Below are 13,008 nucleotides of genomic sequence, written 5' to 3'. Positions count from 1 at the left end.
ATCAGGAGCAAGTGCATGAGCAACTATGACGTGGTGATTCTGGGCGGTGGCCCCGGTGGTTATAACGCGGCGATCCGCGCTGGCCAGCTGGGCCTCAAGGCGGCGTGCGTGGAGGGTCGCGCGACGCTCGGGGGCACCTGCCTGAACGTCGGCTGCATGCCGTCCAAGGCGCTATTGCACGCTTCCGAGCTGTACGAAGCGGCCACGGGTGCGGAGTTCGCCAACCTCGGCATCGAGGTCAAGCCGACGCTCAACCTCGGGCAAATGATGAAGCAGAAAGATGAAAGCGTGGCGGGCCTGACCAAGGGCATCGAGTTTCTGTTTCGCAAGAACAAGGTCGACTGGATCAAGGGCTGGGGCCGTATCGAAGGCCCGGGCAGGGTCAGCGCGAGCAGCGACCAGGGCAGCCGCCTCGAGCTGACCGCCAAGAACATCATCATCGCCACCGGCTCCGAGCCCACGCCCCTGCCCGGCGTGGAGATCGACAACCAGCGCATTCTCGACTCCACCGGCGCGCTGTCGCTCAGCGAAGTGCCGAAACACCTGGTCGTGATCGGCGCCGGCGTCATCGGCCTGGAACTCGGCTCGGTGTGGCGCCGGCTCGGGGCGCAGGTCACCGTGGTCGAATACCTCGATCGCATCTGCCCTGGCGTCGATGCCGAGGCCGGCAAGACCCTGCAGCGTTCGCTGAGCAAACAGGGCATCGCCTTCAAACTCGCTTCGAAGGTCACCAGCGCCACCTCGTCCGCCACGGGCGTGCAACTCAGCGTCGAACCTGCGGCGGGCGGTACGGCCGAGTCGCTGGAAGCCGACTACGTGCTGGTGGCCATCGGTCGCCGGCCCTACACCCAGGGCCTGGGCCTGGAAAACGTCGGCCTGAGCACCGACAAGCGCGGAATGCTCGCCAATCGCCAGCACCGCACCGAAGCACCGGGCATCTGGGTGATCGGCGATGTCACCTCGGGGCCGATGCTCGCGCACAAGGCCGAAGACGAAGCCATGGCCTGCGTCGAGCAGATTGTCGGCAAGGCCGGCGAGGTCAATTACGCGTTGATCCCCAACGTGATCTACACCCGCCCGGAGCTGGCCAGCGTTGGCCTGACCGAAGAACAGCTCAGGGCCGCAGGGCGCGCCTACAAGGTCGGCAAATTCCCCTTCACCGCCAACAGCCGGGCGAAGATCAACCACGAGACCGAAGGCTTCGCCAAAGTCATCGCCGACGAACGCACGGACGAAGTGCTCGGCGTGCACCTGGTCGGTCCGAGCGTCAGTGAAATGATCGGCGAGTACTGCGTAGCCATGGAGTTCAGCGCTTCGGCGCAGGACATCGCCCTCACCTGCCACCCGCACCCGACCCGCTCCGAGGCATTGCGCCAGGCCGCGATGAACGTCGAGGGAATGGCCACGCAGATGTAACCGCGCAGGATCGGCAGCGCCCGCAGGCTTCAGGCGCTGCCGACCGCACCGCACTTCACAGCGGCAGATGCCCCAACGGCAAGGCGCCCGGGGTCTTCACCGTGTGAATCGCGAAGTTGCTGCGGATATCGCTCACCCCCGGCAGTTTCAGCAGGCAACCGGTGAGGAAGCGGTCGTAGGCACGCAGGTCCGGCACCACCACTTGCAGGAGGAAATCCGATTCGCCGGACACCAGAAACGCCGAAATCACCTCGGGCAACGCAGTGACCGCCCGGTGAAATGCCTCGGCCTGCTCGTCGTTGTGCCGCTCGACCTTGACCCCGACAAACACCGTCAGGCCCAAGCCGACCTCGTCACGATCGAGATTGGCCTGATAGCCGCGAATCACCCCCGCCTCTTCCAGCATGCGCACCCGCCGCAGACACGGTGACGCGGACAAGCCGATCTCGTCAGCCAGTTGCACGTTGGTCAGGCGCCCGTCGCGTTGCAGCGCGGCGAGAATCTTGCGGTCGAAAGCGTCGAGTTTCATGATTGGCAGATTCCGATGGCCTGGTGGCGCAAAACCAGCAGATTATGCCAATCCTTGCGTCTTTAGAAGTCAACTACGCAAGCACCTGCCCTGCCCCTCGGCCCTAGACTGATGTTACCGAATCGACGACGAAAGGGGCACGACGTGGCAAATCTCTGGCTGTTTTTTCCGGCATTGGCGGTGATCTATCTGTTGCCCGGCCCGGACATGATCCTCTTGTTGCAGACCGGCGCCCGTCAGGGTCGCGGCGCAGCCCTGGCCACGGCGCTGGGCCTGGCGGTCGCCCGTGCTTGCCACGTGGCGCTGGCGGCATTGGGTCTGGCGGCGCTGTTCAAGGCGGCGCCGTGGACCTTCGACGTGGTGCGCCTGGCCGGGGCGGCGTACCTGCTGTGGATCGGCATTCAATGCCTGCGCAGCACGCTGCTGCCGGATCTGCATGGCAGCAGCGTGATCGACAACCATACGCAGTGGCGCGAAGCGATCCGCCGGGGCCTGCTGACCAATCTGCTCAATCCCAAGGCGCTGCTGTTCTGCTCGGTGCTGCTGCCGCAATTCATCGTCGCCGCAGGTGCACCGGTGCTGACCCAGTTCGCCGTGCTCGGCGCCCTGCTGGTGGGCGTCGGGCTGCTGTTCGACAGCGCCTACGCCCTGACCGGCGCCGCGCTGGGGCGCTGGCTGCAACACAGCCCGACGGCGCAGCGGGTGCAGCAGTGGCTGTTCGGCAGCCTGCTGATCGGCTTCGCCCTGCGCCTGACCTTTATCCAGCAGGCCTAGGCCTTGCGCGCCTTGCGCTGACGCCGGGTGATCAGCACCAGCGCGAGTGCGGTCAAACCGACGATGGCCGAGACCTGCACCGCCCGCTTATACGGGCGCAGCGCACCACGCGCAGCATCGACCACCTGGGTGACATAGCGTCTGTCGGCCTTGGCGAAATCCGGATACGGACACTGCTGACCGAAATAGCCGCCCCAGGTCATGTACGGGCCTTCCTTGACGTAGCGCCGATAAAAGGCGCTCTGCTCTTCCAGGCTGCTATTGAACCCCGCAGCCTGGCACAGCACCGCAGCGAACGCCTGGCTGGTGTGCGGCAGGTTGTCAGCGGCGCGGCTGGCCAGGGCCGTGGCGACGAACCGGTAGTGATAACGCTGATCCGGCTGTGCCTCACTGGCTTTCTGCCGTTGCACTTCGGCTTCGGCCACCAGCGGGCCGGCTTTCAGCTCAGGGGTTTCCAGGCTGTAGTTGCCGCCGAAGATCTGGTAGTCCGGGGCCAGTTCATAACCGAGCAGTTCCATGCCCCACTCGCGCGCCGCCCATGCCGCGTTGAACAACGCCGTCGCGCGTTTGGTCGGCCACCAGGCCGAATCGGCAGCCCTGCGCTGCTCGCCATAGTGCCGGGCCTTGTTCTGCAATTCGGGATTGTCGAAGTAGCCGACCGCTTCCTCATAACGCCCTTCGCGCAGCAGGCGCCGGCCGAGCAGGTTGCGCAGGCTGGCGGCCACCGGCAACGCGACGTAATTGTCGCGATCTTGCTGGCTCAGCGCCGGCGGTGCCGGGACGTTCGTGTCGACATACTGCTTGAGTTCATCGACCGTCAGCACGCGCTCGGCCACGGTCGCGGTGTCAGACCAATAGATGCGCTGGCTGCGATACAACTGATCGAAGGCCTGCAGGTACTCGCCGCGCTGCAGGGCGAGAATCGCACTCTCGCCCTCGACCCGACACTTGGGCTGCAGCGTCTCGTAATCCCAATCCGGCGTGCGCCGCTCGCCCCAGGATTCGTCCTGCGGAAAAGCTTGCGCGGCTTTCGCGTAAGCGGCCGCGGCGGCGTTTTTATCGCCATCGCGCAGCGCCAGTTTCGCCCGCAGCCACCACGCCAGCCCGCTGTCGCCGGCGTGTTCGAGGAAGGCCTTGGCGCTGGCGTAATCGCCCTGCTGGTAATTCATCGCGGCCAGGCGATCGGCATTATCCAGGCTGCCCCGCGTGCTCGCCTGCAACGCTTTGATGAGCTTTTTCTGGTTCGGCGGCTCATCGCCGAATGACCAGCCGAGCCGACTGATCAGCGATGCCGTTACCAATTGCTGCACCGCTTTGCCGCGCAGCAGCTTGTTCAGCTGCTCCTCGGGCTGATCCGCCAGATCGTTCATCAGCAACTTCAACGAGGTGTAGCCGACGCTGGAGCCGTGCAGGTTCTGCGCGGCATACAGTTCGATGGCGTCGTTCCAGTCGCCGGCGGCACGCAGCACCCGCGCCTCTTCGCCAAGGCTGGCGACGCCCAGCTCCAGCGGATCGCTGAAACCGTCGATGCTCAGTTGCCGCGCCTGGCGATAGGCCGGCAGGGCATCCTCCAGCGCCGAGAGTACGTCGTCGGCTTCGCTGCTCAAGGCGAACAGCGCCCGGCCGAGGGAATAGGCGGCCCAGGTACTGCGCAACGGCCGTTGCTCGGCCGGCAGCGCCAGCACCTGGCGGAAGTAGTCGGCCGCCAGGCGCTGATCACCCGCCGCGAAGGCCACGGCACCGGCCACGTACAGGCGAATTTCCGCCGGCAAGCTCGCCCCTTGCGCCTCGACCTGACGGGCGTCGCTCAGGCTGCGCAGTTGCTTGACCAGCACCTGCTGCTCGGCGCTCAAACCGAGCAGCTCGGCCTTGTCGCGCGCCTCCTGCGGCGCGACATCCGCGGCGTAGTCTGCTTGCGGATCGTGGCTGGCAGCGGCGATGTTGTTCAGCCCGGCGATGGCTTTGCCGATGCGCTTGATCTCGAAGTTGAAGTTGCCCTCGGGCATGTCCGCCAGGGTCTGCCCGCGATTGTCGAGCAGACGCATCGGGAAGTCCGGGCCGCAGGCCAGCGCCGAACCCAGCGGCAGGCTGAGGCTCAGGCAGAGCAGGTGGCGGGGCCAGTTACGGGTCAACATGCGAACCTCCTTGATCAATATGTGCGCAACGCGCCCAACCGATGGCGCGCTGCCCGCCCGCCGGCAACCGGCCCTCGCGCAGGCGGGTGAAGGTAAGCAGATCCGCGCCTTGTTGCAACGAATAACCGGCGAGCGCATCGGCACCTTCGCAGCCCCGCGCCTTGACGATCAATTGCGCCGGCCAGGGGCTGTCGAGGTTGCCCGGATTGCTCAGGCGGATGTCGTAGAGCCCGGCGCTTTCGCTGAAGCTCAGGCGCACGTCGCTGGCCAGCGCATCGCCACGCGCCACCGCGCGCAACGTGGTCAGGCTCCAGGCCCGGCGGTCATTGGCCAGCGGCAGGCGGAACCAGATCAGCCCCGCAAGGTGCGCCGGGCGCTCGGCACGCAGTGTCTTGGCCAGGCGGCTCAGTTGCAGCGGATCGGCGCGCAGTTCACGCCGTTCGCCGCCGCGCTCCAGAGTCACTTCGCTTTCCACCAGCGGCGCGCCGGTCGCGTCCGGCAGCAGCGCCACACCGTACGCCGGCAGCGCCAGATAGAACGGCCTGGTGCTGACCCGGCTCCAGGCCCGGGCCCAACGTTGCGCCTGCTGCGGGTCGAACAGGCCCCGGCGTGGATCGCTGACTGCATGCACTTGCAGCACGCTGCTGTCGACGGTCGCCAGCAGCGCCGGCAGTTGCGGGCTGTCGAGCCACGCCGGCAATGCGGTGATGCTCAGCGGCAATGTCGCTGGCAACGTCGCACGCAGGTGGCTGAGGAAGCGCGCATAGGCCGCCAGGCGCGCATTGCCGGCATCGTGGTCGATCTCCACGCCAGCAAGGACCACCCCCTGCCCTTGCCAGTCGGCGATCAACTGCAGGATCTGCGCCGTGACCTGTTGCTGGTCCAGCGTCGGCAGCTGCCCATCGAGGCGGATCACCGCGATCAGCGGCCGGCCGTCGCTTTGCAGCAGCGCCGCATCGATGCGCGCACGGCTCCAGCCGGCCCCGGGGAACGCTTGCAGCGCCAGAACGCGCAAGGTCGAAAAATCGCTGCGGCTGTCCTTCAGCGCCGGCTCATGGGCCGGCGTCCACTGGCGTTGCCAGACGTACAGTTGTTGATCGAGAGGCGCGGCGTCCTGCCCCTCGCAGGCAGACAGCAGCATGGCTGTGGCCAGCAAGGCAGACAGCCTGGAAAGAAACCGCATGAGGTGCAAATCCCTGGCAACACAAGGCTGCAAGGTTACACAAAACCTCCAGCGGCGCGCCGCACGCCAGCGAAAATCGCCCTACGGCTTACGAGCGATGATCACCTGACTTTTCGCCATGACGGCGTCCAGCGCATGCTTGATCTGCGTACCGCGCGGCGAATTGAGCACGGCTTCCCAGGTCTTGGTCCATTGATTGAGCAACGGGTGATCGGGGCTGCTCAGGTCGACCTTGGCCTCCCAGAACAGCAGCATCCACAGCGAGCGGTAGAACCCGTACTGGCTGTGACTGACGATCTCCAGCCCCGCCTCGCTGACCATGGCCTTGAACTGCTCTTCGCTGATGATGCGAATGTGGTTGGGCTTTTCGAAGTACGCCGGCAGGGCAATGCCCTTTTGCACCTCCTCGGAACTCGGATGCGGCACGCTCAGCAGATACAGGGCACCCGGTTGACCGATGCGCACCAGTTCGGCGAGAAACTGCGCCGGGTCGTCGACATGCTCGAGGACTTCGGTGGACACCACGCGGGTCGCGGTGCCATCGGCGATGGGCAGCGGGTTGCCGTCGGTGACGTGATACTCGACGCTGCGCGCCGAGGTTTCGCCGAGGCGTTGGCGGGCCGCTTCGATCTTCGCCGCATCGATGTCGGCGACGATGATCCGCGCCCCACGCATGCCGCAGAACTGCATGTTGCCGCCGTCACCGCAACCGACGTCGACCAGGGTGTCCTCGGGGCCGATCGGGAAGCCTGTGTAGAGCTCGCCGGTGTCATGGTTGAACCAGCCGCTGAGCATGGCATCACGCAAGCCGAGCTGGAACGTATCGACCTCCTCGACCGCCGGGGCGGCAGGCTGTGCAGGTGTCGACGCCGTGAGTTTCTTCAAAAGGCTCAGCATGGGGTGGCTCCAGAATGGGGGGCGGCGGTGGACGCAGCGGGTTGCAGCGGTTTGCGGGCAATGATCACCTGGCTCTTGGGCATCAGGTGATCGAGCAACTGTTTGATGGCCGGGCCGTCGGGCAGCGCCAGCAGGTCTTGCCAGGTACGCGCCCAGCTTTCCATCAGTGGCGGGAACGGCGGCTGGATGCGGTCGCGCACCGCGCCTTCCAGATCGCGCCCGGCAGCGCGTTCACTGGCCCAGAAGAAAATCATCGCCATGACCCAGAAGAAGCCGTTGGCCTGGCGATGCTCGATGACCAGCCCGGCGCCTTCCACCAGCGCGGCGAAGCGCTCCGGGCTGAAGATCTGCACATGATTGGGCGACTGGTAGTAGCTGGCGGGGGCGATGCCCTGCTGCAACTGCTCGCCCACCGGTGCCGGGACGCTCAGCAGGTACTGCGCGCCGGGGCGGCCCATGCGCACCAGCTCGGCCATGAACGGTTGCGGATCGTCGATGTGCTCGAGCACTTCCATGCACACCACTTTGCTCGCGCAAGCGCTGGCCAGCGGCAACGGCAGGCTGTTGCTGACCAGGCCCAGATGGGCGCGGGTCGACTGCGCCTGTACCCGATGCGCGAGGTCGCGGACCTTGGCGTGCTCGCTGTCGGTGAAGATCACCGATGCGCCCTGGCGCAGCGCAAACAGGGTCGCTACGCCTTCGCCGCAACCGACATCGAGCAGCGTGTCATCGGCGCCGATGGCAAAGCCCTTGAGCAGTTCGCCGCTGTCCGCACGGAACCAGCCATCGAGCACCGCATCCTGCAGGCCGATGTCCATCGGCGACAGCGGCGCGATTGGCGCGGCCGGAGCCGGAGCCGGCACGGCTGGCGCGGCAGCCAGCCAGCGCCGCAACCAGGCGCCGATCATGAGCCGTGGGCCGCCATGGCAGCCTGCGCGCGTTGCTCGAACAGCTGCGCGAGAAAATCCTGCAAGCGCTGTTCGGCCACGGCCTGGCTGCAGAATCCTTGCAGGCTGGCGACCGCTTGCGCCGCCATCTGTGCATAACGTTGCGGCTGTCGGCTCGCCACCTCGTAGCTGTCGCGGTAGGCCACGCACAGCGACGCCCAGTTGGTCACGTAGCGCAGCGTGCGGAACGCTTTGCGCGGGTCGTGCGGCCAGGCGGTGAGTTCATCGGTGGAGTCGATCAGGAAGGCGTTGTCCGCATTCAGGTAATCGATCATCGCCGTGGTACGCGGCGCGACCGCCGGCTTGCCGCAGGACATGAACTCCATCAGCGGCAGGCACTGGCCCTCGCCGTAGGAAGTGTTCACCACATAACGCGTGGCCTGCACCAGGCGTTCATAGTCCGGGTCCGCGAGGTAGCCGTAGATCAGCACGATGCGGCAGCGGTAGGACTGGTTCTTGTACAGATGATGAAGAATGTCGCTGAGCGCTTCCTCGGCATCGTGATGGGTCAGCTTGAGCACCAGGGTCGCGTCTTCGACCTCGCGAAACGTCACGCAGAACGCGCTGAGCATGTCTTCCCAGTTCTTGCGGCCGTCGCTCGGGTTGAACACCGAGGTGTAGACCACGCCATCCAGCTGCAGGGTGTGCTCGGTGACCGGCGCGGCGAAATCAATGCCCTTGCCACGGCGCAGGTGCTTCGGCCCGAAGGCGTCGAGATCGAGCGTGCGGCTGTCGGCCACCAGGCCCTTGATCGTCAACTGCAGCGGCCCGCCCGCGGGCTGGCCCGGCAACTGCGCACCACGAGCCGCGAAGCGATCCCACACCGGCGCCGGCACCGCGACGATCGGGTACGCCGCGCCCATGGCCTCGCGTACCGCGTTGACCGTGTAGCTGGAATGGGTGATCGCCGCTCCGCAGGCCTGTAATACCGTGCGCCAGTCATTGCGTGGTTCGCCGTCGAACGCTTCGTTGGGGATGGTGCTGAACTCCCAGGCGAACACCGGCAGCGTCGGGCACGCGAGGTGGATCGGCGTGCGATGCGGCGGCGAGAACGCAAGGAACACACAGGGCTCGCCGCGGGCCAGGCACTCCAGGTACAGCGCATCGACCTCCAGCGCCGGATCGCGAACCTCGATCACCCGGCCGAGGCGTTCGAGCACCGGGCGGTACTCCTTGAGCACGAAGTAATAGCTGTACTCCGAGCGCCCGAGGTTCTGCGCGATGGTGTGCTGGTTGGTTTCCGAATGAATGATGATCAGCATGGGGCGTTATCCGTCACGGGCGCGGCGTCAGTGGCCCGTGGTGTCAGCGCGAAGAAATCCGCCAGGCGCTGCTGCACCGGAGCGAAGGCGCAGTAATCGTGCATGCGCGCGACGGCGGCGGCGGACATGCGCTGGTAGTCCTGCGGCTGGGTTCTGGCCAGGCGATAGCTGTTTTCGTAGGCGCTCTTCAGCGAACCCCAGTCCGGTCGGTAACGCAGGGTACGGTAGATGATGCGGGTGTCCTGCGGCCAGATCGTCAGCTCTTCGCTGGAGCGGACGACGAAAGCCACTGCCTCGTCGATGTAGTCTTCCATGGCCGTGTGATCCGGTGCGATCACCGGTTTGCCGCTGGCCATGAACTCCATCAGCGGCAGGCACAGGCCTTCGCAGCGCGAAGCGTTCACGTAGAAACTGGCGGCCTGGTAGAGGCGCGCGAACTGCGCATCGTCGAGGTAACCGTGCAGCACCAGCACCCGGCAGGCGAACGGTGACAGCTGCGCCAGCAACGTCATCAACTCGCTGTAATAGGCCGCCAGATCGTTCTGGGTGATCTTCAGCACCAGCGTCGCATCGCGGGTGTCGCGAAACGCCCAGCAGAAGGCGGTAATCAGTTGGTGCCAGTTCTTGCGGCCATCCTTGGGGTTGAACACGCTGACGTAGATCACGCCGTCGACTTGGGTCTCGACCACGCCGCTGGTGTCCGGCAGATCCAGCGGCGGCGCGTCGGGCGCGACCACCGCATGCGGGCCGGCAATGCCTGGCAGGCGTTGTTCGAGCCAGGCGTGAGCCTTGTCCGAAAACAGATCGCGCAGCCCTTCCCAGTACCAGTGATGGAGAAACTCGATGCGCGGCCGGGCCTGTTCGCGGCCGGCATCCAGGCGCCACAGGCGCAGGTAATGGCGGGCAATGACCACGCGTCGCTTGAGGGTCAGCGGTGGCGGTCGGCGTGCTTCGATTTCCGCCAGTTGCTCGGCGGTCAGCGGTTTGGGAATAAGGTCATCGGCGCACAGGCCGAGGGTGCGGCTGTCGAAAATGCAGCCCTTGATCGCCAGGCTCGCGCCGGGGTTGATCGGTGCCGGCACATGCTGCTGACGAATCGCCGCGAAGTTTTCCCACAGCGGCGTCGGCAGCACCAGCACCGGAAAGTCGTCACCCATGGCGCGGCGGATGGCCCGTGCGGTGTGGCTCGACAGGGTGATGACGCGGCCCTGGCGGGCGAGCATCTGCGTCCAGTCCTGGCGCGGGTCGTTGTCCCAGGTTTCGTCAGGGATGGAATCGAACTCCCAGGCGACCACGCAGATCGTCGGGCACTCCAGGTCGGTCGGGGTATTCTGCGGCGGGGTGAACGACAGGAACACGCTGCTTTCGCCGGCGGCGAGCAACTGCCGGTAGAGCGGGTCGACCTCCTGGGGAGACGCCACCACATGCACCCGCCCAAGGCTTTCGAGCACCGGGCGATAGGCCTTGAGCACGAAGTAGTAACTGTATTCGGGACGTCCGAGACTCTGGCTGATGGAGCGGTCGTTGACGTCCGAGTAGAGAATGAAATTCATGGCATCCCACGATGACCACCGCCATCACGGCAGCGTCATTGCATGACGGGTCGAGCGCCGGGATCGGGTCGGTTCTACCAACTCGCGTCCTGCGTCTGCGGGCACGTCTTCGTTCTTGTTTTAGTGGTCGGTTTCACCCCGTTGCGCGATAACCCGGCAAACCCCGGACGATCGCGACGAGGGGCATTCTAAACACATCCGTCGCGGATTCGCGAACCGTCCGGCATGAATAAATCAGGCTAGGATGATGAGAACTGACCAGTCACGGTTTGGCCGGTTGAAATTGCTGCGCAATTGGCACAGATTGGCAGCCAAACAACTACAACGATGACTTCGCCCGTTCAGACTGCCGGCTCTGCCACCGGCATGACTGACATTCCCCTGGAGCCAGTGGGAAATGGCGCGAGTTCAAGACCAAGGGGCCGCTGTTTGAAAAAGCGTCTGTTCGTCACGGGTCTCAGCGGATTCGTGGGGCAACACATTCAGTCGTATCTGGCGTCTGCCGATTCGTCATGGCAGCTATTGCCGGCGTCGGCGCCGTACGACCTGACCCGGCCCGACAGCCTCTGCGATCTGTGGCCGCAATTGCCCGACGCGGTGATCCACCTGGCCGGCCAGACCTTCGTCCCCGAAGCCTTCCGCGATCCCGCGCGCACCCTCGACATCAACCTGATCGGCACACTGAATCTGTTGCAGGCCCTCAAGGCCCGCGGCTTCACGGGCACGTTCCTGTACGTCAGCTCCGGCGACGTCTACGGCCAGGTCGCCGAGTCCGCGCTGCCGATCACCGAGCAACAGCCGCCCTGCCCGCGCAACCCGTACGCGGTGAGCAAGCTGTCGGCGGAATTCCTCAGCCTGCAATGGGGCTTGAGCGAACACTGGCCGGTGCTGGTGGCGCGGCCGTTCAACCACATCGGCAGCGGGCAGAAAGACAGCTTCGTGATTGCCAGTGCCGCGCGCCAGATCATCCGCATCCGCCAGGGCCTGCAAGCGCCGCAACTGGAAGTCGGCGACGTCGACGTCAGCCGCGATTTCCTCGACGTCGGCGATGTGATCGCAGCGTATTTCGCGCTGCTGGAAAAGGGCACGCCGGGTCAGGTCTACAACGTCTGCTCGGGCCGGGAACAGAGCATCCGCGGCCTGATCATGCAGCTGGGCGAACTCGCCGAAGTCGATATGCAACTGGTTCAGGACCCGGCGCGGATGCGCCGCGCCGATCAGCGTCGCGTCTGCGGCAGCCACCAGCGGCTGGCCCGGACCACAGGATGGACGCCAGCAATCTCTATACAACAATCCCTGCGGGCGATCCTGTCCGACTGGGAGAATCGAGTACGACAAGAATGACAAAAAGTGCACTGATCACAGGGATCACCGGCCAGGACGGCGCCTATCTGGCCAAACTGCTGCTCGACAAGGGCTACCGGGTTCACGGCCTGGTGGCACGGCGCAGCAGCGATTCGCGCTGGCGCCTGCGCGAGATGGGCGTCGAAGCCGACATCGTCTACCTCGACGGCGACATGGCCGACGCCTGCTCGGTGCAACGCGCCGTCATCAAGTCGGCACCGGACGAGGTCTACAACCTGGCGGCGCAGAGCTTCGTCGCCGCCTCCTGGGACCAACCGGTGACCACCGGCATCGTCGATGGCCTGGGCGTCACCCACTTGCTCGAAGCGATCCGCCAGTTCAGTCCGCACACGCGCTTCTACCAGGCCTCGACCAGTGAAATGTTCGGCCTGATCCAGGCCGAGCAGCAGGACGAGAGCACGCCGTTCTACCCGCGCAGTCCCTACGGTGTGGCGAAACTGTATGGCCACTGGATCACCGTCAACTACCGCGAAAGTTTCAACCTGCACGCCAGCAGCGGCATCCTCTTCAACCACGAATCGCCGCTGCGCGGCATCGAGTTCGTCACCCGCAAGGTCACTGACGCCGCCGCCCGCATCAAGCAGGGCAAGCAGCAGGAACTGGCCCTGGGCAATATCGACGCCAAGCGCGACTGGGGTTTTGCCGGCGATTACGTCGAGGCCATGTGGCTGATGCTGCAACAGGACAAGCCCGACGACTTCGTGGTCGCCACCGGCGTGACCACCACCGTGCGCGAGATGTGCCGCATCGCCTTCGACCACGTCGGCCTGAACTACCGCGACTACGTGAAGATCGACCCGGCGTTCTTCCGCCCGGCAGAAGTCGAAGTGCTGCTCGGCAATCCGGCCAAGGCCCAGCGTGTACTGGGCTGGAAACCGAAAACCGACCTGGACACCCTGATCCGCATGATGATGGATGCGGACATGAAACGCGTCGCCAAGGAGTAG

The 13,008-nt window shown here is 65.4% G+C and carries 11 protein-coding genes; 4 read left to right on the top strand and 7 right to left on the bottom strand.

The window, feature by feature from the left end; genetic code table 11:
• The first annotated feature begins 15 nt into the window (after window positions 1-15).
• On the top strand, window positions 16-1,416 hold the full coding sequence (gene lpdA / locus QRN70_RS15545; RefSeq protein WP_285418872.1) for a dihydrolipoyl dehydrogenase: 1,401 nt from the start codon (window positions 16-18) through the stop codon (window positions 1,414-1,416).
• Between the two features lie 55 nt (window positions 1,417-1,471).
• Here the strand turns inward: lpdA and QRN70_RS15540 are convergent, their stop codons facing one another.
• Entirely contained in the window at window positions 1,472-1,945 is a 474-nt protein-coding gene (locus tag QRN70_RS15540; protein ID WP_285418871.1) for an Lrp/AsnC family transcriptional regulator, read from the bottom strand.
• A gap of 144 nt (window positions 1,946-2,089) precedes the next feature.
• Between QRN70_RS15540 and QRN70_RS15535 the strand changes: the two genes are divergently transcribed.
• The gene (locus tag QRN70_RS15535) at window positions 2,090-2,719 is read left to right on the top strand and encodes a LysE family translocator (RefSeq protein ID WP_285418870.1); all 630 of its coding nucleotides are present in this window, start codon (window positions 2,090-2,092) and stop codon (window positions 2,717-2,719) included.
• Here QRN70_RS15535 and QRN70_RS15530 read toward each other — a convergent pair.
• The 6 genes from QRN70_RS15530 to QRN70_RS15505 form a co-directional block, all read right to left on the bottom strand.
• Window positions 2,716-4,854, bottom strand: a complete 2,139-nt coding sequence (locus QRN70_RS15530) for a hypothetical protein (RefSeq protein ID WP_285418869.1) — start codon at window positions 4,852-4,854, stop codon at window positions 2,716-2,718. The two genes, QRN70_RS15535 and QRN70_RS15530, sit on opposite strands and share 4 nt — an antisense overlap.
• Complete coding sequence (locus tag QRN70_RS15525; RefSeq protein WP_285418868.1) at window positions 4,841-6,037, bottom strand: DUF3142 domain-containing protein; 1,197 nt, start codon at window positions 6,035-6,037, stop codon at window positions 4,841-4,843. Before QRN70_RS15525 ends, QRN70_RS15530 begins: the two co-directional genes overlap by 14 nt.
• An 81-nt stretch (window positions 6,038-6,118) precedes the next feature.
• Window positions 6,119-6,934: a class I SAM-dependent methyltransferase gene (locus QRN70_RS15520; protein WP_285418867.1), complete on the bottom strand. Its 816-nt coding sequence runs from the start codon at window positions 6,932-6,934 to the stop codon at window positions 6,119-6,121.
• On the bottom strand, window positions 6,928-7,842 hold the full coding sequence (locus QRN70_RS15515) for a class I SAM-dependent methyltransferase (RefSeq protein ID WP_285418866.1): 915 nt from the start codon (window positions 7,840-7,842) through the stop codon (window positions 6,928-6,930). The genes QRN70_RS15520 and QRN70_RS15515 overlap by 7 nt, the downstream gene beginning before the upstream one ends.
• Window positions 7,839-9,143 (bottom strand): glycosyltransferase, encoded by a 1,305-nt coding sequence (locus QRN70_RS15510; RefSeq protein ID WP_285418865.1) that lies wholly within the window; start codon window positions 9,141-9,143, stop codon window positions 7,839-7,841. The genes QRN70_RS15515 and QRN70_RS15510 overlap by 4 nt, the downstream gene beginning before the upstream one ends.
• A complete protein-coding gene (locus QRN70_RS15505; protein WP_285418864.1) occupies window positions 9,137-10,696 on the bottom strand; it encodes a glycosyltransferase in 1,560 nt (519 codons plus the stop codon). The genes QRN70_RS15510 and QRN70_RS15505 overlap by 7 nt, the downstream gene beginning before the upstream one ends.
• 429 nt (window positions 10,697-11,125) lie before the next feature.
• On the opposite strand from QRN70_RS15505, the gene QRN70_RS15500 reads away from it, so the two are divergent.
• Both QRN70_RS15500 and gmd read left to right on the top strand, forming a co-directional pair.
• Window positions 11,126-12,040, top strand: a complete 915-nt coding sequence (locus QRN70_RS15500) for a GDP-mannose 4,6-dehydratase (RefSeq protein ID WP_285418863.1) — start codon at window positions 11,126-11,128, stop codon at window positions 12,038-12,040.
• Window positions 12,037-13,008 (top strand): GDP-mannose 4,6-dehydratase, encoded by a 972-nt coding sequence (gene gmd / locus QRN70_RS15495; protein ID WP_285418862.1) that lies wholly within the window; start codon window positions 12,037-12,039, stop codon window positions 13,006-13,008. The genes QRN70_RS15500 and gmd overlap by 4 nt, the downstream gene beginning before the upstream one ends.

Origin of the sequence: Pseudomonas sp. efr-133-TYG-5 (assembly GCF_030209175.1) — a bacterium.
Taxonomy (GTDB): Bacteria; Pseudomonadota; Gammaproteobacteria; order Pseudomonadales; family Pseudomonadaceae; genus Aquipseudomonas.
Note: the sequence above shows the minus strand (reverse complement) of the source record. Positions and strands in the feature narration are given on the sequence as shown.

What these genes read in the sequence shown, in the direction of transcription:
- lpdA (WP_285418872.1), top strand. Translation starts at nt 16, where the DNA reads ATGAGCAACTATGACGTGGTGATTCTGGGCGGTGGCCCCGGTGGTTAT.
- QRN70_RS15540 (WP_285418871.1), bottom strand. Translation starts at nt 1,945, where the DNA reads ATGAAACTCGACGCTTTCGACCGCAAGATTCTCGCCGCGCTGCAACGC.
- QRN70_RS15530 (WP_285418869.1), bottom strand. Translation starts at nt 4,854, where the DNA reads ATGTTGACCCGTAACTGGCCCCGCCACCTGCTCTGCCTGAGCCTCAGC.
- QRN70_RS15525 (WP_285418868.1), bottom strand. Translation starts at nt 6,037, where the DNA reads ATGCGGTTTCTTTCCAGGCTGTCTGCCTTGCTGGCCACAGCCATGCTG.
- QRN70_RS15520 (WP_285418867.1), bottom strand. Translation starts at nt 6,934, where the DNA reads ATGCTGAGCCTTTTGAAGAAACTCACGGCGTCGACACCTGCACAGCCT.
- QRN70_RS15515 (WP_285418866.1), bottom strand. Translation starts at nt 7,842, where the DNA reads ATGATCGGCGCCTGGTTGCGGCGCTGGCTGGCTGCCGCGCCAGCCGTG.
- QRN70_RS15510 (WP_285418865.1), bottom strand. Translation starts at nt 9,143, where the DNA reads ATGCTGATCATCATTCATTCGGAAACCAACCAGCACACCATCGCGCAG.
- QRN70_RS15505 (WP_285418864.1), bottom strand. Translation starts at nt 10,696, where the DNA reads ATGAATTTCATTCTCTACTCGGACGTCAACGACCGCTCCATCAGCCAG.
- gmd (WP_285418862.1), top strand. Translation starts at nt 12,037, where the DNA reads ATGACAAAAAGTGCACTGATCACAGGGATCACCGGCCAGGACGGCGCC.